Consider the following 23,382-nt stretch of genomic DNA (forward strand, 5'->3'; position numbering starts at 1 on the left):
GCGGTAGACGATCCGGCGGATCGCCGCCGATGACTGACAGGCGGATATGCCCTCATGCAGCCAATGCCAGATTATGCCCTCAGCGTCTGCGAACAGCTCAAGTCGCTGACGCTTGCTGGTGCGCTGCAGGTAGATGCCGCCCAGATGGACGTGGCGAGAAGCCTGGACCGGGTGCTGGCCGGGCTGAAGCAGCAGCGGCCGGCGGCAAAATCGAGCGCGCTCGGCTGGCTGTTCGCCTCCAAGAAGAAGGCCGCGGGCGGCATCAAGGGTCTCTATATCCACGGCAGCGTCGGACGCGGCAAGACCATGCTGATGGACATGTTCTTCTCGATGGCGCCGTGCAGGAAGAAGCGGCGAGCGCATTTCCACGAATTCATGGCCGACGTGCACAACCGCATCGCGGCGCACCGACTGAAGCTCAAGAACGGCGAGACGAAGCAGGCCGACCCGATGCCGCCGGTCGCCGCAGCGCTTTACGAAGAAGCGGAACTGCTCTGTTTCGACGAGTTCACCGTCACCGACATTGCCGATGCGATGATCCTGTCGCGGCTGTTCTCCGAGCTTTTTGCGCGGGGATGCGTACTGGTCGCGACCTCGAACGTCGAGCCCGACAATCTCTACAAGGACGGTCTCAATCGCGGTCTCTTCCTGCCCTTCGTCGCTTTGCTCAAGCAACATGTCGATATCGTCACGCTGGATTCGCCGACCGACTACCGGATGGAAAAGCTGAACAGCCAGCCCGTCTATCTCGTGCCGATCAACGAACATAACGACATGGCGATGGAGGCGTCCTGGACGCAGGCGCTGCACGGGCGCAAGGCGCAGCCGTTGGATATCCCGATGAAGGGGCGCTCCATCCACGTGCCGCTCGCCGCCGACCGCATGGCCCGCTTCTCCTTCGCCGATCTCTGCGACAAACCGCTCGGCGCGGCCGATTTTCTCGCCATTGCCGAGCGTTTCGATACGGTCTTTGTCGATCACGTTCCGTTGCTCGGGCCGGAGAAACGGAACCAGATCAAGCGTTTCATCATTCTGGTCGATACGTTCTACGATCATGCGGTGCGGCTTTACATATCCGCGGCGGCAATGCCCGAGGAGCTGCTCGTCAACCGCCGGGGCACGGAAGGCTTCGAATTCGACCGCACGACATCGCGCCTGTTCGAAATGCGGAGCGCAGAATATCTTGCGCTGCACCATGAAAAACGGGCTGCGGAGTAACAATCCGGTGACAAAATATCTTACGTTTACGTAAGAATTTTAGTATCTAAACGATTGAAAACGCTGCATCAAAATTAATGGATTGCCATTTTTAGGCTTTGGGTCTATGCGATTGCGTCATTGAGCGGTGCCTCAGCGTCGTTCGACGAATTTGATCGCAAAGGAAACAGCGAAATGGCGCGTAACAAGATCGCACTCATTGGTTCTGGCATGATTGGTGGCACGCTGGCGCATCTCGCCGGCCTGAAGGAGCTGGGCGACATCGTCCTCTTCGACATTGCCGACGGCATTCCCCAGGGCAAGGGCCTCGATATCGCACAGTCCTCTCCGGTCGAAGGCTTCGACGCCAATCTGACCGGCGCCAGCGACTATTCCGCAATCGAAGGCGCCGATGTGTGCATCGTCACCGCCGGCGTTCCGCGCAAGCCCGGCATGAGCCGCGACGATCTTCTCGGCATCAACCTCAAGGTCATGGAGCAGGTCGGCGCCGGCATCAAGAAGTATGCGCCGAACGCCTTCGTGATCTGCATCACCAACCCGCTCGACGCCATGGTCTGGGCACTGCAGAAGTTCTCCGGCCTTCCGGCCAACAAGGTCGTCGGCATGGCCGGCGTTCTCGACTCCTCGCGCTTCCGCCTCTTCCTCGCCAAGGAATTCAACGTCTCCGTTCAGGACGTGACGGCTTTCGTTCTCGGCGGTCACGGCGACACGATGGTGCCGCTCGCCCGCTACTCGACGGTCGGCGGCATTCCGCTCACCGATCTCGTCACCATGGGCTGGGTCACCAAGGAGCGCCTCGAAGAGATCATCCAGCGCACCCGTGACGGCGGCGCCGAAATCGTCGGACTGCTGAAGACCGGCTCGGCCTATTATGCGCCGGCTGCCTCGGCGATCGAAATGGCCGAATCCTACCTCAAGGACAAGAAGCGCGTCCTGCCTTGCGCTGCCCATCTCACCGGCCAGTACGGCGTCAAGGACATGTATGTCGGTGTTCCCACCGTCATCGGCGCCGGCGGCGTCGAGCGCGTCATCGAGATCGACCTCAACAAGACCGAGAAGGAGGCCTTCGACAAGTCGGTGGCCGCCGTTGCCGGTCTCTGCGAGGCCTGCATCAATATCGCGCCTGCCCTCAAGTAATCGGCGCTGAAGCAATCCAAACAGGGATAGACCCATGAACATTCATGAATATCAGGCCAAGGCTCTGCTGAAGGGCTATGGCGCGCCGGTCGCAGAAGGCGTGGCTATTCTCAAGGCCGAAGAGGCCGAGGCTGCCGCCAAGTCGCTTCCCGGCCCGCTTTACGTGGTCAAGAGCCAGATCCATGCGGGCGGCCGCGGCAAGGGCAAGTTCAAGGAACTGTCACCCGAAGCCAAGGGCGGCGTGCGTCTCGCCAAGTCGATCGAAGACGTCGTCGCCAACGTCAAGGAAATGCTCGGCAACACGCTGGTGACCGCACAGACCGGCGAAGCCGGCAAGCAGGTCAACCGCCTCTACATCGAGGACGGCGCCGACATCGACCGCGAACTCTATTGCTCGCTGCTGGTTGACCGCTCGGTCGGCAAGGTCGCCTTCGTCGTCTCCACGGAAGGCGGCATGGACATCGAGGCCGTCGCCCACGACACGCCCGAGAAGATCCAGACGATCGCCATCGATCCTGAGACCGGCGTGACGGCTGCCGACGTCGCCAAGATCTCCTCGGCCCTCAAGCTCGAAGGCGCTGCCGGAGAAGACGCCAAGTCGCTCTTCCCGCTGCTCTACAAGGCCTTCAACGAGAAGGACATGTCCCTTCTCGAAATCAATCCGCTGATCGTCATGAAGAATGGCCACCTGCGCGTTCTCGACGCGAAGATGTCCTTCGACGGCAACGCGCTCTTCCGTCACGACGACGTCCGGGCGCTGCGCGACGAGACCGAAGAAGACGCCAAGGAAATCGAGGCTTCCAAGTGGGACCTCGCCTATGTCGCGCTCGACGGCAATATCGGCTGCATGGTCAACGGCGCAGGCCTTGCCATGGCGACGATGGATATCATCAAGCTCTACGGCAAGGAGCCGGCCAACTTCTGCGACGTCGGCGGCGGCGCCGGCAAGGAGAAGGTTGCTGCAGCCTTCAAGATCATCACCGCAGATCCCAAGGTCGAAGGCATTCTCGTCAACATCTTCGGCGGCATCATGAAGTGCGACGTCATCGCCGAGGGCGTCATTGCCGCGGTCAAGGAAGTCGGCCTCAAGGTTCCGCTCGTCGTGCGCCTTGAAGGCACCAATGTCGAGCTCGGCAAGAAGATCCTGAACGAGTCGGGTCTCGCGATCACGGCGGCTGACGACTTGGACGATGCGGCCAAGAAGATCGTCGCGGCGATCAACGGCTAATTTTGAAGGATCGGAAAGAATGTCTATTCTCGTCAATAAAGACACCAAGGTCCTCGTTCAGGGTCTGACCGGCAAGACCGGCACGTTCCACACCGAACAGGCGCTCGCTTATTACGGCACCCAGATGGTTGGCGGTATCCATCCGAAGAAGGGCGGCGAAACCTGGACAGGCGCAAAGGGCGAAAGCCTGCCGATCTTCGCGACCGTCGCCGAGGGCAAGGAAAAGACCGGCGCCGACGCGACCGTCATCTACGTTCCCCCGGCCGGTGCAGCGGATGCGATCATCGAGGCGATCGACGCCGAGATCCCGTTCATCACCTGCATCACCGAAGGCATTCCCGTCATGGACATGGTCCGCGTCAAGGCTCGCCTCGACCGCTCCAAGTCGCGCCTGCTTGGCCCGAACTGCCCCGGCATTCTGACGCCGGAAGAGTGCAAGATCGGCATCATGCCGGGATCGATCTTCCGCAAGGGTTCGGTCGGCATCGTTTCCCGCTCGGGCACGCTGACCTATGAAGCCGTCTTCCAGACCTCCAACGAGGGCCTCGGCCAGACGACGGCCGTCGGCATCGGCGGCGACCCGGTCAAGGGCACCGAGTTCATCGACGTGCTCGAGATGTTCCTGGCCGACGAAGCCACGCAGTCGATCATCATGATCGGCGAAATCGGCGGCTCGGCCGAAGAAGACGCCGCGCAGTTCCTGAAGGACGAAGCCAAGAAGGGCCGCAAGAAGCCGATGGCCGGCTTCATCGCAGGCCGCACGGCACCGAAGGGCCGCACCATGGGCCATGCCGGCGCGGTTGTCTCCGGCGGCAAGGGCGACGCGGAATCGAAGATCGCGGCAATGGAATCGGCCGGCATCAAGGTGTCGCCGTCTCCGGCCCGCCTCGGCAAGACGCTGGTTGAAGTCCTCAAGGGCTGAAACCACCTATAACCGGGCGGAGGAACGGCATCTGCGCCTTCCGCCCGGCCTTATGCACGAGACAAGCAGATGCGCCGCGGACAGGCGGCAATCGGAATGCGGCAGCCGGCGATCAAGCCGGCAAATTCATCAAAGTCAGGAGGCGGACGGAAGCGTTCGCATATCACCATGGCACGGCAAGAAGCCAACGAGCAGTTTCAGATCACCTCGTTTCTGGATGGCGCCAACGCAGCCTATATCGAGCAGCTGTATGCGCGCTACGAAGAGGATCCCGCGTCGGTGGACGATCAGTGGCGCACCTTCTTCAAGGCGCTGGAAGAAGATCCTGCCGATGTGAAGAAGGCGGCCAAGGGTGCTTCCTGGCGCAGGAAGAACTGGCCGCTGGCAGCCGCCGGCGATCTGGTATCGGCTCTCGACGGCGACTGGGGCATCGTCGAGAAGGTGATCGAGACCAAGGTGAAGGCGAAGGCCGCAGCCGAGGGCAAGCCCGCCGACACCACCGACGTGCTGCAGGCGACACGCGACTCCGTGCGCGCCATCATGATGATCCGCGCCTACCGCATGCGCGGCCACCTGCATGCCAAGCTCGACCCGCTCGGCATCGCCGCTGCCGTCGACGACTATCGCGAGCTGTCGCCGGAAAATTACGGCTTCACATCAGCCGATTACGACCGCAAGATCTTCATCGACAACGTTCTCGGCCTCGAATACGCGACGATCCGCGAAATGATCGAGATCCTCGAGCGCACCTACTGCTCGACCCTCGGCGTCGAATTCATGCATATCTCCAACCCTGAGGAGAAGGCCTGGATCCAGGAACGCATCGAAGGGCCGGACAAGGGCGTCGCCTTCTCCGCTGAAGGCAAGAAGGCGATCCTCGCCAAGCTGATCGAAGCCGAAGGCTACGAGCAGTTCCTCGACGTCAAGTTCAAGGGCACCAAGCGCTTCGGCCTCGACGGCGGTGAATCGCTGATCCCGGCGCTCGAACAGATCCTGAAGCGCGGCGGCCATCTCGGTCTCAAGGAAGCCGTCTTCGGCATGGCCCATCGCGGCCGCCTGAACGTGCTGTCTCAGGTCATGGGCAAGCCGCACCGCGCCATCTTCCACGAGTTCAAGGGCGGCTCCTACGCGCCTGACGAGGTCGAAGGCTCCGGCGACGTCAAGTACCATCTCGGCGCCTCCTCCGACCGCGAATTCGACGGCAACAAGGTGCACGTCTCGCTGACGGCAAACCCGTCGCATCTCGAAATCGTCGATCCGGTCGTCATGGGCAAGGCCCGCGCCAAGCAGGACATGAGCGCGACGGTTTGGGATGGCGACATCATTCCTCTTTCCGAACGCGCAAAGGTGCTGCCGCTGCTGATCCATGGTGACGCAGCTTTTGCCGGCCAGGGCGTCATTGCCGAAATCCTCGGTCTTTCCGGTCTGCGCGGTCACCGCGTCGCCGGCACGATGCACGTCATCATCAACAACCAGATCGGCTTCACCACCAACCCGGCCTTCTCGCGCTCGTCGCCCTATCCGTCCGACGTCGCCAAGATGATCGAAGCGCCGATCCTGCACGTCAACGGCGACGATCCGGAAGCCGTCGTCTATGCGGCCAAGATCGCAACCGAATTCCGCATGAAGTTCCACAAGCCTGTGGTGCTCGATATGTTCTGCTACCGTCGCTACGGCCATAACGAAGGCGATGAACCGTCCTTCACACAGCCGAAGATGTACAAGGTCATCCGTGGTCACAAGACGGTCCTGCAGCTCTACGCGGAACGTCTGGTTCGCGAAGGCCTGCTGACGGACGGCGAAGTCGAAAAGATGAAGGCCGACTGGCGTGCCCATCTCGAGCAGGAGTTCGAGGCTGGCCAGCATTACAAGCCGAACAAGGCCGATTGGCTGGACGGCGAATGGTCCGGCCTGCGCACGGCCGACAATCAGGACGAACAGCGCCGCGGCAAGACCGCCGTGCCGATGAAGACGCTGAAGGAGATCGGCCGCAAGCTTTCCGAGATCCCGGCGGGCTTCAACGCCCATCGCACGATCCAGCGCTTCATGGAAAACCGCTCCAACATGATCCAGAGCGGCGAAGGCCTCGACTGGGCGATGGCGGAAGCGCTTGCGTTCGGCTCGCTCGTCGTCGAAGGCCATAAGATCCGTCTGTCCGGACAGGATTGCGAACGCGGCACCTTCTCGCAGCGTCACTCGGTTCTCTACGATCAGGAGACCGAAGAGCGCTACATCCCGCTCGCCAATCTGGCGCCGACGCAGGCCCGTTACGAAGTCATCAATTCGATGCTTTCGGAAGAGGCCGTGCTCGGTTTCGAATATGGCTATTCGCTCGCCCGCCCGAATGCGCTGACCCTCTGGGAAGCCCAGTTCGGCGACTTCGCCAACGGCGCGCAGGTGGTCTTCGACCAGTTCATCTCGTCGGGCGAACGCAAGTGGCTGCGCATGTCGGGCCTCGTCTGCCTGCTGCCGCACGGCTATGAGGGCCAGGGTCCGGAGCACTCCTCGGCTCGCCTGGAACGCTTCCTGCAGCTCTGTGCGGAAGACAACATGCAGGTCGCCAACGTCACGACGCCGGCGAACTACTTCCACATCCTGCGCCGGCAGCTGAAGCGCGACTTCCGCAAGCCGCTGATCCTGATGACGCCGAAGTCGCTGCTGCGCCACAAGCGGGCGGTCTCGACGCTTTCCGAACTGGCCGGCGAATCCTCCTTCCATCGCCTGCTCTGGGACGATGCCGAGGTGATCAAGGACGGTCCGATCAAGCTGCAGAAGGACAGCAAGATCCGCCGCGTCGTCATGTGCTCCGGCAAGGTCTACTACGATCTGCTGGAAGAGCGAGAAAAGCGCGGCATCGACGACATCTATCTCCTGCGTCTCGAGCAGCTCTATCCGTTCCCGGCAAAGGCGCTCATCAACGAGCTCTCGCGCTTCCGCAACGCCGAGATGGTCTGGTGCCAGGAAGAGCCGAAAAACATGGGCGCATGGTCGTTCATCGACTCGTTCCTCGAATGGGTGCTCGCCCATATCGATGCGAAATACCAGCGCGTCCGCTACACCGGCCGCCCGCCGGCAGCCTCGCCGGCAACAGGTCTGATGTCCAAGCATCTGTCGCAGCTTTCGGCATTCCTCGAGGATGCGTTGGGCAGCTAAAACAAGGGAGGGCGTGATGGCTTACTTCTTTCTGAGACTGCAGCCGCCGCGCCCTACTTTCCCGCATGACGGGACTGGGGAGGAAATGGCGGCGATGAAACGCCATGTCGAATACTGGCATCGCAATGCCCTTGCGGGATCGGCCGTGACGGTCGGCCCCGTCTTCGAGGGGGAAGGCGCCTGGGGCATGGCAGTCGTCGAGGTCGAGGATCAGGCGGCGGCGCAGGCTCTTGCCGATAACGATCCGATCATCGCTTCCGGCTTCGGCTTCCGTTTCGATATCCTGCCGATGCCCTCGATCATCTTGCGGCCGCCCGCCGTCTGAAACGTTTAAACGAAAACACACGAAATCAGGATTTGAACAATGGCCACAGAAATCCGCGTTCCAACTCTCGGTGAATCCGTCAGCGAGGCAACCGTCGGCACCTGGTTCAAGAAGGTCGGCGACGCCATCAAGGCCGACGAGCCGATTCTGGAGCTTGAAACCGACAAGGTGACCATCGAAGTTCCCGCGCCCACCTCCGGCACCCTTTCCGAAATCGTCGCCGCTGCCGGCGAAACCGTTGGCCTCGGGGCGCTGCTCGGCCAGATCGCCGAAGGTGCCGTCGCTGCCGCCGCGCCGGCTGCTGCCGCACCGGCCGCCGCTCCTGCTGCTCCGGCACCTGCCGCGCCCGCCGCTGTGGCTGCGGCATCGTCGTCGTCCAGCGCCTCCGTCTCCACCATGCCGCCGGCGCCGGCGGCTTCGAAGATGCTGGCCGAAAACAATCTTTCCGCCGATCAGGTCGACGGCAGCGGCAAACGCGGCCAGGTGCTGAAGGGTGACGTCATCGCGGCCGTCGCCAAGGGCATTTCCGCTCCGGCACCCGCAGCAGTGCCTGCCGCTGCGCGCGGTCCGTCGACGGTCGAGGATGCCTCGCGCGAAGAGCGGGTGAAGATGACGCGCCTGCGCCAGACGATCGCCAAGCGCCTCAAGGACGCGCAGAACACCGCCGCCATGCTGACCACCTATAACGAGGTGGACATGAAGGCGGTCATGGACCTGCGCAACAGGTACAAGGACGTCTTCGAAAAGAAGCACGGCGTCAAGCTCGGCTTCATGGGCTTCTTCACCAAGGCCGTGACGCATGCGCTGAAGGAACTGCCGGCTGTCAACGCCGAGATCGACGGCACCGACATCATCTACAAGAACTACTGCCACATCGGCGTCGCCGTCGGCACCGACAAGGGCCTCGTGGTTCCGATCGTGCGCGATGCCGACCAGATGTCGATCGCAGAGATCGAAAAGGAAATCGGCCGCCTCGGCAAGGCAGCCCGCGACGGCCAGCTTTCTATGGCCGACATGCAGGGCGGCACCTTCACCATCTCGAACGGCGGCGTCTACGGCTCGCTGATGTCCTCGCCGATTCTCAATGCACCGCAGTCCGGCATTCTCGGCATGCACAAGATCCAGGAGCGGCCGGTCGCGATCGGCGGCCAGGTGGTCATCCGTCCGATGATGTATCTGGCGCTGTCCTACGATCACCGCATCGTCGACGGCAAGGAAGCGGTCACCTTCCTCGTGCGCGTCAAGGAAAGCCTCGAAGATCCGGAACGTCTGGTTCTCGACCTCTAAGGAGTTTTTCGATGCGGAACCGGATGATGCGAGCGGCACGCCTTCTTCTTTGTGCTGCCACCGCGCATGTCCCGGTTTCCGCGTCGGCGGCCGGTTGGGACATCAGCAAGGCCAGCAGCAATTTCGAGCTGGTGGCGCTTGGCGATGCCGAACTCTCCGGACGGTCGATCACTGTGATCCATATGGGCAATGTCGAGCTGACCTCGGGGCGCATCGTTGCTGCCGACCCGCTCGCCCAGCCGGATCGGCCGGCGCTCGCCAGGACGGTTGCGCCGGGCGACTATCCTGTCACGCTCTACCGGGCATTCGGGCGTATTGCCGCTGCCAGCATGCGGTTTGCCGAGGGCAAGCCGGATCATTGGGAGCTTGCCGTCCTTCCCGGCCAGGACCCCGCGACGCTGAAAGACGGCGAGATCTTCGGCTATCCCGTCGATGCCGGCCTCGGCTGCTACATGGATGCCGATACGCTTGATCTGATCGGAGAGCGTCAAGCGCAGGTTCAGGCGCAAAAGCCCGACGCGGACATCAATTATTACGACGACGTGCTGGCGTCTGACCTCGATGCCAACAAGGGCGCCTATGCGCTGCACCGGCCGGTCGCCGGCAAGAAGGGCAATGTCGCGGTGTTCTGGAGCGGCTGGGGCGACGGCTTCTATCCGGTTTTCTGGGGGCTCGACAAGGACGGCCATCCGCTGGTGCTGCTGACGGATTTCGGCGTGATCGAGGATGCCGACGGGCGGAGAGAGCAACAAGGACAATGAGCGAGGGGATCGGCATCATGACGGGATGGAAAAGCGTGGCTGCAATTGCGGCCGCCATGCTTTTTGCCGTTCCGGCCGCCGTGTCCGGCGCCGACTGCAAGCAGGAGCGGGCGGTTTATATCGATCGCGACGGCGCCTATGAACTGCGCTTTGCGCCGCTGAATTCTTCGTCGGCTGCCGCCAGCAACCAGTTCAAGGTCAGTGCGCTGAAGACATCCGTCGTGATGGAAGGCTATGTCATGCCGTCGGAAGATCCGGTGCGCGCCATCGGCATCCTGATGTTCAACTGCCCCGAGGGCGACGTGACCGGCGCCGATCTCGATGCCTGCACGGTCTGGCAGGGCGCCGTCTACGGCATGGATGAGAAGGGCGAGATGGACAATCTGCAGCCTGAGGGCGCTGCCGCCGCCGAAAGGCTGGTGCTGCCCGGCCTTGGTCCTGCCATTCGCGAATCCAGCGCCTGGGGTGAAGGCAAGGCCTCCGTGGCGCCATGGGACGTGCTGACATTCAAGGAATGCGCAACATGAGCGGTGCACCTGTCGTTCTCGTGACCGGCGGCAGCCGGGGTATCGGCGCTGCCGCCTCGCGCCTTGCCGCGCGCCAGGGCTGGCGTGTCGCGGTGAACTACGCCTCCAACCGCGCGGCTGCCGATGCCGTCGTCGCGGCGATCGTCGCAAGCGGCGGCGAGGCGATAGCGATCGAGGGCGATGTCGGCAGGGCCGGCGATATCGTTGCGATGTTTACTGCCGTCGATCGCCATTTCGGCCGGATCGACGGGCTCGTCAACAATGCCGGCATCGTCGATTATCCGCAGCGGATCGACGAGATGACAGTGGAGCGCATCGAGCGCATGCTGCGCGTCAATGTGACCGGCTCCATCCTCTGCGCGGCGGAAGCGGTTCGCCGCATGTCGAGCCGGCATGGCGGGCAGGGCGGGGCGATCGTCAATATCTCGTCGATGGCAGCGGTCCTCGGTTCGCCGACGCAATATGTCGATTATGCCGCCTCGAAGGCTGCCATCGATACGTTCACCGTCGGGCTGGCGCGCGAAGTGGCGGCGGAAGGCATTCGTGTGAACGCCGTCAGGCCGGGCATCATCGAAACCGACATCCATGCTTCGGGCGGGTTGCCGGACCGGCCGCGCGACATGGCGCCGTCGATCCCGATGCAGCGCACCGGTTCGGCCGAAGAGGTGGCGGACGCGATCCTCTATCTTCTCTCTCCATCGGCTTCCTATATAACCGGCGCGATCCTCAACGTCAGCGGCGGCCGTTAGAAGACAGGGCGAAAACAGCATGCAATATATTCTCGAATTCATGGGCCTGATGGCCGTTTTCTCGATCTTCATCGTCGTGCCGGGCGCCGATTTCGCCGTCATCCTGCGCCAGAGCATTGTGCATGGGCGCCGCGCCGCCATCATGACCGGGATCGGCATGGGCTTTTCCCTGCTCTTCCATATCAGCTACACCATCCTCGGCCTCGGCCTCATCGTGTCGAAATCGCTGATGCTGTTTTCGATGATCAAATGGGCGGGTGTCGCCTATCTGGTCTATCTCGGCATCAAGTCGTTCCGCGAGCCCGGTTTCAACGTGCGGGAGATCGAGGTGACGGCCGAAGACCGCAAGCCGGTCTCGATGCTGAAATGCCTCGGCATGGGCTTCATCACCAATGCGCTGAACCCGAAGCCGGTGCTGTTCTTCCTGTCGCTGTTTTCGACGCTGGTGCATCACGATACGCCCGCGCTCATTCAATTCTCCTACGGCATCGGCATGGCGGCGGCGCTGGTCGCCTGGTTTGCCGGCGTCTCCTATTTCTTCACGGTCAAGGCAATCCGTGACCGCTTCATCGCCAGCGGCAAATGGTTCAACCGCATCACCGGAGCGGCACTCGTCGGCTTCGGCTTCCGCCTCGCTCTGTCGCGCGCGGCCGACTAAACGAAAAATCCAAAGGGAAAAAAGCAATGTCCTACGATGTGATCATTATCGGAACTGGCCCGGGCGGCTATGTCTGCGCAGTCAAAGCAGCTCAGCTCGGCCTCAAGGTCGCCGTCGTCGAAAAGCGCGCGACCTATGGCGGCACCTGCCTGAATGTCGGCTGCATTCCGTCGAAGGCGCTGCTGCATGCTTCCGAAATGTTCCACCAGGCCGGCCACGGACTGAGCGCCCTCGGCATCGACGTGCCGGCACCGACGCTCAATCTCACCAATATGATGGCGCATAAGGATGCGACGGTGAAGTCGAATGTCGACGGCGTCGCCTTCCTGTTCAAGAAGAACAAGATCGACGCCTTCCAGGGCACCGGCAAGGTCGTCTCGGCCGGCAAGGTTTCCGTCACCGCCGAAGACGGCAAGGTGCAGGAGATCGAGGGCAAGAACATCGTCATCGCCACCGGCTCCGACGTCGCGGGCATTCCTGGCGTGCAGGTCGAGATCGATGAGAAGACCATCATCTCGTCCACCGGCGGCATTGCGCTGGAGAAGGTTCCGGAAACGCTGATCGTCGTCGGCGGCGGCGTCATCGGCCTCGAACTCGGCTCGGTCTGGGCGCGTCTCGGCGCCAAGGTCACCGTCGTCGAATATCTCGACACCATCCTCGGCGGCATGGACGGCGAAGTCTCCAAGCAGTTCCAGCGTATGCTCGCCAAGCAGGGCATCGATTTCAATCTCGGCGCCAAGGTCACCGGCGTCGAAAAGGGCGGCAAGGGCGCCAAGGTCACCTTCGAGCCGGTCAAGGGCGGTGATGCCGTCACGCTCGACGCCGAAGCCGTGTTGATCGCCACCGGCCGCAAGCCTTATACGGCAGGTCTCGGCCTCGAAGAGGCAGGCGTTGCGCTCGACAATCGCGGCTGCGTCGAGATCGACGGTCACTTCAGGACCAATGTCGCCGGCATCTATGCGATCGGCGACGTGGTGAAGGGGCCGATGCTAGCGCACAAGGCGGAAGACGAGGGCGTGGCGCTTGCCGAATTCCTCGCCGGGCAGCATGGCCATGTCAATTACGAGGCCATTCCGAGTGTCGTCTATACGCAGCCGGAAGTCGCCTCGGTCGGCAAGACCGAAGAAGAGCTGAAGGCGGCGGGTGTGGCCTACAAGGTCGGCAAGTTCCCGTTCACGGCGAACGGCCGCGCCCGCGCGATGCTGGCGACCGATGGTTTCGTCAAGATCCTCGCCGACAAGGAAACCGACCGCGTGCTCGGCGGCCATATCGTCGGCTTCGGCGCCGGCGAAATGATCCACGAGATCGCCGTGCTGATGGAGTTCGGCGGTTCGTCGGAAGATCTCGGCCGGACCTGCCATGCGCATCCGACGATGTCGGAAGCGGTGAAGGAAGCGGCGCTCGCGACCTTCTTCAAGCCGATCCACATGTAAGCTTTAAATATTCCTGGCCAAGCGCGCAGCCGCTCACTGTGAGGTGAGCGGCTGTTTTAGTTGCGGCCCATCTGCCGATGCAGAAGAAGGTTTAGTTTACGGCAGTCACTGTAAAACCCTGCTTACGCAGCAGTTCGATAACGCCGCGCTCGCCGGGCAGATGCAGGGCGCCGACGGCCATGAAGACGTTGCCACCGTCGAGAATGGGCGCGGCGCGTTCGGCCATCACCTTGTTGCGGTCGAGGATGACGCGCTGCTCGAAGGCGGCGTAATCGCTGGTTTCGCCTTCGTCTTCCGGCGTCACGGTCTTCAGCATCGGCATGGTCATGCCGATATCGCCGGAGAGATAGAGATCGGTCATCGTTTCGACGACGTCGTTCATCTTGTCGCCGAGCTCCAGGGTCTCGATCAGCGACTTCATATGGAATTCGACCGGCAGGTCGGCCATGGCCTGGATCTGCTCGGCAAGGGTCTCCAGCCCCTTGACCTGCTTGCCTTCGGCTGCGGCATCGGCGGCGATCTTCTGGTCGAGGAATTTTACGCCTTTCGCCTTGCGGGCAATTTCGCAGGCCGGCAGGGCGACGGCGCTCGAGATCATCCAGGGCCGCATGCGGGAGACGGCGCCGAGCGGAATGCCGCGCTGCTTGAGGCCGGCTTCGAGGCGCTGGTAATCCTCGGAGGAAAGCAGCTTGTCGATCGTCGTGCCGTCGGTGAACATCGTCAACTCCGGTTTCGCGAGCAGGGCAGCGGTCGCCTTGCGCTCATCGAGGATCTCGTCGGATTCGATGATGATCGTGCCGGCCGCGTCATAGGCGGCCTGGGCGCGCGGCGGCAGGGCAAGCACGCGCGGATCGGTGACATGCATGCTGCCGAGCAGCCAGGAAGGCTGGACGCCCGGCTTCTCGATCTTCCAGAAGATACCCTTGCCGTTCGGCGTGGCGTTGGCTTCCTTCTGAGCCTCGGCATAGCGGGCTGGGTCGTTCTGCTGCAGCTCGGCCATCAGGTTGCGGCCGGTGCAGGTCTCATCGCCCGCGGCTGCCGGCCGAGCCGTCAGAAAGGCGACAAAAAGGGCTGCGAGAAGCAGCATGTGAAAGGCTGCGATCAACCAGAGCAGCAGATTGCCCGGCGCGATGAAGTGGAACGTCCGGCGGCCGATTGATGTCGTCATAGGGGGTTTCCCATCATGCCTTATATCAGTCACGCTCTACATCCGGCTTGCGCATATTCCTTTAAGAAAATGCGTTAACGAACGGTTGAAACTTCATGCATCTCGTCGGTCCACGCTTTTTGGGCGACCTGCATCAGGCTCGCGGATGCGCGCGATCATACACCTCCAGCAGCCGCGATGCATCGACGCCGGTATAGACCTGCGTGGTCGACAGGCTGGCATGGCCGAGCAGTTCCTGAATGGTGCGCAGGTCGCCGCCGCCGGCAAGCAGGTGCGTGGCGAAGGAATGGCGCAGTGCATGGGGTGTGGCGGTCTCCGGCAGGCCGAAGGCGCTGCGCAGCTTCTGCATGGCGCGCTGAATGATCGCCGCCTGCAGCTTGCCGCCGCGGGCGCCGCGAAACATCGGTTCGCCGCTTTCCAGATGGTAGGGGCAAAGCGTGCGATATTTCTCGACGGCATCGAAAACCACGGGCAGCAGCGGTACCAGCCGCGTCTTGTTGCCCTTGCCGGTGATGCGCAGCGCGGTGGCGCCCTTCTGTAGATCGGCGGGAACGAGATCCAGCGCCTCGGAGATGCGTAGCCCGCAGCCGTAAAGCAGGGTCATGACGGCTGCATCGCGCGCGGCGATCCAGGGTTCGTCATGGAGCTGGGCCTCGTCGCTGACGACGGTGATCGCCTGCGTGTCGGAAAGCGGCTTGGGCAGCGATTTCGGCTGCTTCGGCGAGCGGATTGCGGCAGCACCCGCGGCATTGACCAAGCCCTTCTTTTCGAGGTGGCGCAGCAGCGAGCGGAGGCCGGCGAGATTGCGGCCGAGCGAGCGGGCGCCGGAGCCCTGCTTGCGACGGGCCGCCAGGAAGGCGCGGAAGTCGGCGGGGCGCAATTCCCTGATATCGGCAAGTGTCGCCGGTCCTGCGAGATGGCCGGTCAGGAAGGTCAGAAACTGGCGGGTGTCGCGCTCGTAAGCGTCGAGCGTATGCTCGGAAAGACGGCGCTCGCGGGCGAGGTTGTCGAGCCACGCAGCCCGTTCCGCCATCAGGCGCGGATCGGCGATGATCAACAGTTCATTCACGTGGCAGGGCCTTGAATTTGCCTTCAAGCTCGCCAATTTGAAGCAGGAACGGTTATGGAATTGCTAATGCCGGCCAAACCTTTGTCATCCCTAGATCATATTCTACTGCGATAGCTTTATACCCCATAGACAGGATCTTTCATGGCACGGCGCGATTCCATGACGGCTTTCGGACAGCTCGCGGAAGCGATCGCCCTCGTTTCACATGGAAAACCCGGTCATATCGTCGATACGCTGATTGCCGAACGCGGCCAAAGGATCGTCAAACACCCGCTCTGGCCGGCGATGCGGCCATTCCTCTACACGCTCCTGCGCTACAGCAAGGCAATCGAATTCGCCAATGCGGTTGCCAAGATGCCGGGCTTCCAGTCGTTCGAATATCTGAGCAACGTGCTGAAACTCGATATTGGCATCGCCAACGGCGAACGCATTCCCGATAAAGGCGGCTTCATTCTCGTCAGCAATCACCCGACCGGCATTGCCGATGGCGTCGCTGTCTTTGATCTCCTGAAAGCGCGCCGGCCCGACATGATGTTCTTCGCCAACCGGGACGCGATCCGCGTCAATCCGCGCTTTGCCGAGATGATCATTCCCGTCGAATGGCGGGAGGAGCACAAGAGCAAGCTCAAGGCGCGCGAGACGCTGCAGCTGACCAACCATGCGGTCAGGGAAGGCAAGGCGACAGTGCTCTTTCCCTCGGGCCGCATCGCCTATTGGGCGAATGGACGGCTGAACGAGCGCCCATGGAAGACCTCGGCCGTCGGGCTGGCGCGCAAATACAATCTGCCGATCCTTCCCGTCCATATGACGGCGCGCAATTCCGGCTTATTTTACTGGCTGGCGAAATGGTCGACGGAACTTCGCGACATGACCGTGTTCCACGAGCTCTTGAACAAGCGCGGCGACCGTTTCGATTTCGTCATCGGCAATCTCATTCCGGCCGAACATCTGGACGGCGACCTCAATGATGTGACGAAGGCGCTGGAGAAGCATACGGTGCATGATCTCGCGGCGGATGGTGACGCGGCCTTCGTGCCGGTCGGCCTGCCGGCTGCAGCAGCGTCTGACCGCGACCTGCCGGTTCCTGCGGTTTAGATAGCAGCATCGTTATGATGATCGATATCCGGGTAATACGCGATCGACTGCCACAGGAGATCGTGGCTCTCGGGAGCGAGGCCCGGTGCGAAGGCCATCTCCATATCACCCGGCTCATTCAAGAATGGTCCGCTGGCGAAGTCAGGTTTGACGATGTTGGCGAAAAGCTGCTCGGCGCTTATGCCGATCAGGCGCTCGCCGGTGTCGGAGGCATGACCGTCGAACACGCCGTGGCGGGGGCGTTGCGGATGCGGCGTTTCTATGTCCAACCTGCAATGCGCGGGCACGGCATCGGCCGGATGCTCGCCCAGGCTCTGCTGGACCATGGGCGATCCTTCTGCACGCTCGCCACCGTTCACGCGGGAAATGATCGCGCGGCGAAGTTCTGGGAGTCGTTAGGGTTCCAGCCCCGCAAGCATCACCGTTATACGCATAGTCTTGAGCTGCGTTGATCCGGCCTCATGCGCCGATCTCCTTGAGGCGGATGGCCTGGCGGGCGAGCAGCCGTTCGACATCGGCAATGTCGGGCGCCGAGAGCCGGGCGCCGGGCTTGCGCAGAGCGGCGGACTTGATGACCCCGCGCTTGGCAAGGACGTATTTGCGGCAGGCCAGGCCGATGCCCTGCTGCTGTTCATAACGGGCGAGCGGCAGATAGGCGTCGAAGATTTCATGGGCACGATCGGGATTTCCGGCGGCATAGGCCTCGACGACGCCGACCATCATCTCGGGATAGCAGAAGCCGGTCATCGCGCCGTCGGCGCCGCGGCCCATCTCCTCTGGCAGGAAAAGCCCGCCATTGCCGCAAAGGATCGAAATGCGCCGCATGGCGCCGCTGCCGCTGGCGGCGCGAAGCGCGGTGATCTTGGCAAGGCCCGGCCAATCCTCATGCTTGAGCATGACGCAATTGGGCACTTCCCTGACGATGCGCTCGATGACGCCAGCGGCGATCGTCACATTGGTGGTCAGCGGATAGTCCTGCAGCACGAAGGGCGTGTCACCCAACGCCTCGCCGACCGACTGATAAAAGGAGAAGGCCTGATCGTCGGTCCTAACAGTCCAGGGCGGCGCGACCATGACGCCGGCCGCACCCGCGCCCATGACGGCTTCGGCGAGTTCGCGCATCGGCGCGAGCCCTGGCGCCGAAACGCCGACGACGACGGGAAGGCGTCCATCCAGGCGCTTCAGCACACGCTCGACGACCACCCGTGATTCCTCGGCCGTCAGCTTCGGTGCTTCGCCGAGCTGGCCGAGGACCGTCAGGCCGGTGACACCGGCACCCTCGTAGAAATCGACCATGCTGTCGATGCTGGCAAGATCGAGCGCGCCGTCGTCGGTAAAGGGCGTGACGGCAATCACATAGACGCCCTTGGCATCTTCGGTCAGTCGGGCCATTCGTTCTTCTCCGGTTCCGCGATCGAACAAAGCGTTCCGGTAATCTATGCGGCCAATCGTTCGTCCGGCAACCCTTTCCCGAGGGGACCGTCAATTCTGGCCGCGTCTCGCAGCCATAGTCCTCGCCCGATGCGCCGCCTCCTCTTTGCGGTTCCAATTCCATTGATTTGCGGGCATGGTCTCGCGCGATGAGCACAGATTCGTCCGATCTCTTTGGCGCGCTTTTCGAGGCACCGCCCGCGAACCGAACGGTTCCCGTGCTGGTGCCGATGCCGGCGCCGAAACCCTATTCCTATTCGGTGCCGGAGGGCATGGCGGTCGAGCCCGGCTCGGTCGTGCAGGTGCCGCTCGGACCGCGTCAGGTGATCGGCGTCGTCTGGGACGGCGGCGAAGATGGCGTCGATCCGAAGAAGCTCCGGCCGATCAGCCATGTCTTCGACTGCCCGCCGCTCTCCCGCGAGATGCGGGATTTCATCGATTGGGTTGCGACCTACACGCTTTCGCCGCCTGGGCTCGTCGCGCGCATGGCGCTCAGGGCGCCGAACGCCTTCGAGCCGGAACCGATGGTGGAAGGGCTGAAGCTAGTCGGCGGCGAGCCGGAGCGGATGACGCCGGCGCGCGCCCGGGTGCTCGATGCCGCCGCGGACGGCTTGTCGTGGACGCGTAGCGGCCTCGCGCATGCTGCGGGTGTCTCGACGAGCGTCGTCGACGGGCTGATCACGCTTGGCATTTTCGAGACGATATTCCTGCCGCCGCCGCCGGTGGTGGCGAAACCCGATCCCGATTTCGCCGCCGCGCGGCTGGAAGGGCCGCAAAAGCAGGCGGCTGAGGAGATCGTCGGCGACGTTCGCAAGGGCGAATTCGCGGTGTCGCTGATCGACGGAGTAACCGGCTCGGGCAAGACGGAGGTTTATTTCGAGGCGATCGCCGAGACGCTGAAGCGCGGCAAGCAGGTGTTGATCCTGCTGCCGGAAATTGCGCTGACGGCAAGTTTCCTCGAACGCTTCCAGGACCGTTTCGGCGCAAAGCCCGCCGAATGGCACTCCGATCTGCCGCCGCGCATGCGCGAAAAGGTCTGGCGCCAGGCGGTAACAGGCGAAGTCAGGGTCGTGGCGGGCGCGCGCTCGGCACTCTTCCTGCCCTTTGAAGATCTCGGCCTCATCATCGTCGACGAAGAGCACGATCCTGCCTACAAGCAGGAAGACCGCGTTTTCTACAATGCCCGCGATATGGCGGTGGTGCGCGGCCGCATCGGCGACTTTCCCGTCATCCTGGTGTCGGCGACGCCTTCGGTCGAAAGCCAAGTCAACGGGCAGAGCGGGCGTTACAGCACCGTCCATCTGCCGACGCGGTTCGGCGATGCCGCGCTGCCGGACCTGCATCTCGTCGATATGCGCAGGCATGCGCCGGAGCGCGGCGGCTTCCTGTCGCCGGTCTTGATCCGGGCAATCGGCAAGACGGTGGAGAGGCGCGAACAGGCGCTGCTCTTTCTGAACAGGCGCGGCTACGCACCGCTGACGCTCTGCCGGGTGTGCGGCCACCGTTTCCAGTGCCCGCAATGTTCGAGCTGGCTGGTGGAGCATCGCTTCCGCAAACAGCTGCAATGCCATCAATGCGGCCATGCCGAGCGCACGCCGGAGGCATGCCCGGAATGCGGCACGCTCGACCATCTGGTCGCCTGCGGGCCGGGGGTCGAGCGCATCGCCGAAGAGGTGGAACGGCATTTCCCCGAGGCCCGCACGATCGTTCTCTCCTCCGATATCATGGGCGGCGTGAAGCGGCTGCGGCTGGAGCTGGAGGCGATCGCCAAGGGGGAGGCCGATATCGTCATCGGCACGCAGCTCGTCGCCAAGGGCCATAATTTTCCGCTGATGACGCTGGTCGGCATCGTCGATGCCGATCTCGGCCTTGCCAATGGCGATCCGCGCGCGGCCGAGCGCACCTTCCAGCTTCTGTCGCAGGTGACCGGCCGGGCCGGGCGCACGGGCCTCAAGAGCCATGGGCTGCTGCAGACCTACCAGCCGCAGCATCCGGTCATGCAGGCGATCGTCTCAGGCGATTCCGGTGCCTTCTACGAGCGCGAGATCACCGAGCGCGAACGCGCCGCACTGCCGCCCTTCGGCCGGCTCGCCTCGGTCATCGTTTCGGCCGAAACCCGCCATGACGCTGAAAACCATGCGCGCGGCATGCGCAATGCGGCGCCGCAGGTTTCGGGCATTTCGGTGCTCGGACCGGCGGAAGCGCCGCTGGCGCTGGTGCGCGGCCGCCATCGCTTCCGTCTTCTGGTGCACGGGCGGCGGAACTCCGACATGCAAGGCTTCCTGCGGGCGATGCTGTCGCAATCGCCGAGGGAGCGCGGATCGGTGCAGGTGCAGCTCGATATCGATCCGCAGAGTTTCCTTTAGCTTGCTGCGTATCGCCCACCGGCGTTTTCTGGCGCCGCCGCCATTTCATCCTTTTCCGGCCCATGCCATAAAACAGCGATTCGCGAGTGATTTGGGGCTGAAGCATGGAGTTTTATTTTCCGACCGAGCTTGGCGAGCAGCTGGCGTTCTGCTCCGCGGCCTTCACCGCGCTGGCGGGCTTCGTCATGATGTTCGCGCCGGGCCACGCCTTGCGTCTTCTCGGCCTGCAGGCGCGCGAGGGGCGGCCGGAAGGCTATGGCGAGGCGCGCTCGATGGGCGGTTTCTATCTCGGCTTCGGAGCCTCGGCGATCATGCTCGCCCAGGACTGGATCTATATGGCGCTCGGCGCTTCCTTTGTGATGGCCGCCTTTGCCCGTATCATCTCGATCCTGTCCGATAAGGGGAGTAATATCGTCAACTATTTACTCTTGGTTGTGCAGATCGCTTTGGCTGCATTGCCCCTGCTTTATGTTTTCGGCTTCATCCAGGCGTGAATTTCGCCACCTGCGGACGGCCTCTTCGGCCGGCCTCCAAGTCATTGCGCAATTTTGCGGACAGAAATTCATGTGAAAGGCGTATTCGGGCATTACGCGTGTTGCGAGTCCGAACATCCTATGTTAGACGGACCCCGAATTTCGGAAGAAGCAAGAGGCTTCTCTTGTGATTTCTGGGGGAAATCAAAACGAATTCAAAGTCATAGGCTCGGCGCCCGCCGAAAGCCGGATTTTGGATTGAAATCAGGGAAATTTGTGCCAGTGGCAGACACGTCCCAGCTTACTTCTGGTGTTGCAGAGCGCTATGCCTCGTCGCTTTTCGAGCTGGCGCTCGAAGAAGGCGCCGTAGACAGGGTAACCGCCGATCTCGACCGTTTTCAGGCGATGCTGGATGAGAGCGACGACCTGAAGCGCTTCATCCTGAGCCCGGTTTTCTCCGCCGAAGACCAGCTGAAGGCGATCGTCGCCGTCAGCGAAAAGGCCGGCATCTCCGGTTTCTTCGCCAATTTCCTGAAGGTCGTGGCGCGCAACCGCCGCCTGTTCGCCCTGCCGGGCATGATCAAGGCCTTCCGGGTGATTGCCGCCAACCATCGCGGCGAAATTTCTGCCGAGGTTATCTCGGCCCATGCTCTGACCGCAGAGCAGGAAAATGAATTGAAGGCGGCGCTGAAGGGCGTCACCGGCAAAGACGTGGCGATTGCCGTCACGGTTGATCCGTCAATTCTTGGTGGTCTGATCGTCAAGGTCGGGTCCCGTCAGATTGATACGTCTCTTCGTACCAAACTCTCTACCCTTAAGCTTGCATTGAAAGAGGTCGGCTGATGGATATCCGCGCCGCGGAAATTTCCGCAATTCTCAAAGACCAGATCAAAAATTTCGGCAAAGAGGCAGAAGTCTCGGAAGTCGGCCAGGTTCTCTCCGTCGGTGACGGTATCGCTCGCGTTTACGGTCTGGACAACGTCCAGGCCGGTGAAATGGTCGAGTTCCCCGGCGGCATCCGCGGCATGGCCCTGAACCTTGAATCTGACAACGTCGGTGTCGTTATTTTCGGCTCCGACCGCGACATCAAGGAAGGCGACACCGTCAAGCGTACGGGCGCCATCGTTGACGTTCCAGTCGGTCCGGAACTGCTCGGCCGCGTCGTCGACGCGCTCGGCAACCCGATCGACGGCAAGGGTCCGATCAACGCGACCCGCCGTTCGCGCGTCGACGTCAAGGCTCCCGGCATCATTCCGCGCAAGTCGGTTCATGAGCCGATGTCGACCGGCCTCAAGGCCATCGACGCGCTGATCCCGGTCGGCCGCGGCCAGCGCGAGCTCGTCATCGGCGACCGCCAGACCGGCAAGACCGCCATTCTTCTCGATGCCTTCCTCAACCAGAAGGCCATTCACGATAACGGTCCGGAAGGCGAGAAGCTTTATTGCGTCTACGTCGCCGTCGGCCAGAAGCGCTCGACCGTCGCGCAGTTCGTCAAGGTGCTCGAAGAGCGCGGCGCGCTGAAGTACTCGATCATCGTCGCCGCGACCGCTTCCGATCCGGCTCCGATGCAGTTCCTCGCTCCGTTCGCCGGCTGCGCCATGGGCGAATACTTCCGCGACAACGGCATGCATGCGCTGATCGGTTACGACGACCTGTCGAAGCAGGCCGTATCCTACCGCCAGATGTCACTGCTGCTGCGCCGCCCGCCGGGCCGCGAAGCCTATCCGGGCGACGTTTTCTACCTGCACTCTCGCCTGCTCGAGCGCGCTGCGAAGATGAACGACGACAAGGGCGCCGGTTCGCTGACCGCTCTGCCTGTCATCGAAACGCAGGGCAACGACGTGTCGGCCTTCATTCCGACCAACGTGATCTCGATCACCGACGGCCAGATCTTCCTTGAGACCGACCTGTTCTATCAGGGTATCCGTCCGGCCGTTAACGTCGGTCTGTCGGTTTCCCGCGTCGGTTCCTCGGCTCAGATCAAGGCCATGAAGCAGGTCGCCGGCTCGATCAAGGGCGAGCTCGCCCAGTACCGCGAAATGGCCGCCTTCGCCCAGTTCGGTTCGGACCTCGACGCTGCGACGCAGCGCCTGTTGAACCGCGGTGCACGCCTGACCGAACTCCTGAAGCAGCCGCAGTTCTCGCCGCTGAAGACGGAAGAGCAGGTCGCGGTGATCTTCGCCGGCGTCAACGGCTATCTCGACAAGCTTCCGGTCGCTTCGGTCGGCAAGTTCGAGCAGGGCTTCCTCTCTTATCTGCGTTCGGAAGGCTCCGCCATCCTCGACGCGATCCGCACGGAAAAGGCAATCAGCGACGATACCAGGGGCAAGCTCACCGCTGCTCTCGATAGCTTCGCAAAGTCTTTCTCGTAATCAGGCCCTA

General features: G+C 62.6%; 21 protein-coding genes. 18 read left to right on the forward strand and 3 right to left on the reverse strand.

The genetic code is table 11. The features are described from left to right. The first annotated feature begins 54 nt into the window (after nt 1–54). The 12 genes from zapE (at nt 55) to lpdA (ending at nt 13,398) form a co-directional block, all read left to right on the forward strand. Entirely contained in the window at nt 55–1,218 is a 1,164-nt protein-coding gene (gene zapE, locus ATY77_RS24545) for a cell division protein ZapE (protein ID WP_088689200.1), read from the forward strand. Between the two features lie 174 nt (nt 1,219–1,392). Beyond that, the gene (mdh, locus tag ATY77_RS24550) at nt 1,393–2,355 is read left to right on the forward strand and encodes a malate dehydrogenase (protein WP_004679265.1); all 963 of its coding nucleotides are present in this window, start codon (nt 1,393–1,395) and stop codon (nt 2,353–2,355) included. Between the two features lie 34 nt (nt 2,356–2,389). Then, nucleotides 2,390–3,583 carry an ADP-forming succinate--CoA ligase subunit beta gene (gene sucC, locus ATY77_RS24555; protein ID WP_088689201.1) on the forward strand — a complete coding sequence of 398 codons (1,194 nt, stop codon included), beginning with the start codon at nt 2,390–2,392 and terminating at the stop codon, nt 3,581–3,583. Between the two features lie 19 nt (nt 3,584–3,602). After that, nucleotides 3,603–4,505 (forward strand): succinate--CoA ligase subunit alpha, encoded by a 903-nt coding sequence (gene sucD, locus ATY77_RS24560; RefSeq protein WP_088689202.1) that lies wholly within the window; start codon nt 3,603–3,605, stop codon nt 4,503–4,505. A 168-nt stretch (nt 4,506–4,673) separates the two neighbouring features. Beyond that, nucleotides 4,674–7,658: a 2-oxoglutarate dehydrogenase E1 component gene (locus ATY77_RS24565; protein ID WP_088689326.1), complete on the forward strand. Its 2,985-nt coding sequence runs from the start codon at nt 4,674–4,676 to the stop codon at nt 7,656–7,658. Nucleotides 7,659–7,674: 16 nt separating this feature from the next. Beyond that, a complete protein-coding gene (locus ATY77_RS24570) occupies nt 7,675–7,983 on the forward strand; it encodes a YciI family protein (RefSeq protein ID WP_088689203.1) in 309 nt (102 codons plus the stop codon). Nucleotides 7,984–8,022: 39 nt separating this feature from the next. Next, a complete protein-coding gene (odhB, locus tag ATY77_RS24575) occupies nt 8,023–9,270 on the forward strand; it encodes a 2-oxoglutarate dehydrogenase complex dihydrolipoyllysine-residue succinyltransferase (RefSeq protein ID WP_088689204.1) in 1,248 nt (415 codons plus the stop codon). 11 nt (nt 9,271–9,281) lie between these two features. Further along, nucleotides 9,282–10,031 (forward strand): DUF4241 domain-containing protein, encoded by a 750-nt coding sequence (locus tag ATY77_RS24580; protein ID WP_088689205.1) that lies wholly within the window; start codon nt 9,282–9,284, stop codon nt 10,029–10,031. Further along, nucleotides 10,028–10,558 carry a hypothetical protein gene (locus tag ATY77_RS24585; protein WP_088689206.1) on the forward strand — a complete coding sequence of 177 codons (531 nt, stop codon included), beginning with the start codon at nt 10,028–10,030 and terminating at the stop codon, nt 10,556–10,558. Before ATY77_RS24580 ends, ATY77_RS24585 begins: the two co-directional genes overlap by 4 nt. Further along, nucleotides 10,555–11,307 carry an SDR family oxidoreductase gene (locus ATY77_RS24590; RefSeq protein ID WP_088689207.1) on the forward strand — a complete coding sequence of 251 codons (753 nt, stop codon included), beginning with the start codon at nt 10,555–10,557 and terminating at the stop codon, nt 11,305–11,307. Before ATY77_RS24585 ends, ATY77_RS24590 begins: the two co-directional genes overlap by 4 nt. 19 nt (nt 11,308–11,326) lie before the next feature. After that, a complete protein-coding gene (locus tag ATY77_RS24595) occupies nt 11,327–11,965 on the forward strand; it encodes a LysE family transporter (RefSeq protein WP_088689208.1) in 639 nt (212 codons plus the stop codon). 26 nt (nt 11,966–11,991) lie between these two features. Further along, nucleotides 11,992–13,398: a dihydrolipoyl dehydrogenase gene (gene lpdA, locus ATY77_RS24600; protein ID WP_088689209.1), complete on the forward strand. Its 1,407-nt coding sequence runs from the start codon at nt 11,992–11,994 to the stop codon at nt 13,396–13,398. Nucleotides 13,399–13,489: 91 nt separating this feature from the next. On the opposite strand, the gene ATY77_RS24605 is transcribed toward lpdA, so the two are convergent. Next, complete coding sequence (locus tag ATY77_RS24605) at nt 13,490–14,566, reverse strand: TraB/GumN family protein (RefSeq protein ID WP_088689210.1); 1,077 nt, start codon at nt 14,564–14,566, stop codon at nt 13,490–13,492. 133 nt (nt 14,567–14,699) lie between these two features. After that, on the reverse strand, nt 14,700–15,635 hold the full coding sequence (locus tag ATY77_RS24610; protein WP_088689211.1) for a tyrosine recombinase XerC: 936 nt from the start codon (nt 15,633–15,635) through the stop codon (nt 14,700–14,702). A gap of 141 nt (nt 15,636–15,776) precedes the next feature. Here ATY77_RS24610 and ATY77_RS24615 point away from each other — a divergent pair, with 141 nt between their 5' ends. After that, complete coding sequence (locus ATY77_RS24615; RefSeq protein WP_088689212.1) at nt 15,777–16,730, forward strand: GNAT family N-acetyltransferase; 954 nt, start codon at nt 15,777–15,779, stop codon at nt 16,728–16,730. A gap of 14 nt (nt 16,731–16,744) precedes the next feature. Continuing rightward, entirely contained in the window at nt 16,745–17,182 is a 438-nt protein-coding gene (locus tag ATY77_RS24620) for a GNAT family N-acetyltransferase (protein ID WP_088689213.1), read from the forward strand. A gap of 7 nt (nt 17,183–17,189) precedes the next feature. Here ATY77_RS24620 and ATY77_RS24625 read toward each other — a convergent pair whose 3' ends face one another. Next, nucleotides 17,190–18,122: a dihydrodipicolinate synthase family protein gene (locus ATY77_RS24625; RefSeq protein WP_088689214.1), complete on the reverse strand. Its 933-nt coding sequence runs from the start codon at nt 18,120–18,122 to the stop codon at nt 17,190–17,192. 188 nt (nt 18,123–18,310) lie between these two features. Between ATY77_RS24625 and ATY77_RS24630 the strand changes: the two genes are divergently transcribed. The 4 genes from ATY77_RS24630 to atpA all read left to right on the forward strand — a co-directional run bounded on the left by ATY77_RS24630 (nt 18,311) and on the right by atpA (nt 23,372). Further along, nucleotides 18,311–20,527, forward strand: coding sequence for a primosomal protein N' (locus ATY77_RS24630; RefSeq protein ID WP_088689215.1), 2,217 nt, complete (start codon nt 18,311–18,313; stop codon nt 20,525–20,527). Between the two features lie 104 nt (nt 20,528–20,631). Further along, a complete protein-coding gene (locus ATY77_RS24635; protein WP_088689216.1) occupies nt 20,632–21,021 on the forward strand; it encodes a DUF4345 family protein in 390 nt (129 codons plus the stop codon). Nucleotides 21,022–21,276: 255 nt separating this feature from the next. Next, nucleotides 21,277–21,843 (forward strand): F0F1 ATP synthase subunit delta, encoded by a 567-nt coding sequence (locus ATY77_RS24640; protein ID WP_088689217.1) that lies wholly within the window; start codon nt 21,277–21,279, stop codon nt 21,841–21,843. Then, nucleotides 21,843–23,372, forward strand: coding sequence for a F0F1 ATP synthase subunit alpha (gene atpA / locus ATY77_RS24645; protein ID WP_088677590.1), 1,530 nt, complete (start codon nt 21,843–21,845; stop codon nt 23,370–23,372). Before ATY77_RS24640 ends, atpA begins: the two co-directional genes overlap by 1 nt. Nucleotides 23,373–23,382: the final 10 nt, after the last annotated feature.

The organism is Rhizobium sp. R634, from assembly GCF_002211305.1.
Lineage (GTDB): Bacteria > Pseudomonadota > Alphaproteobacteria > Rhizobiales > Rhizobiaceae > Rhizobium.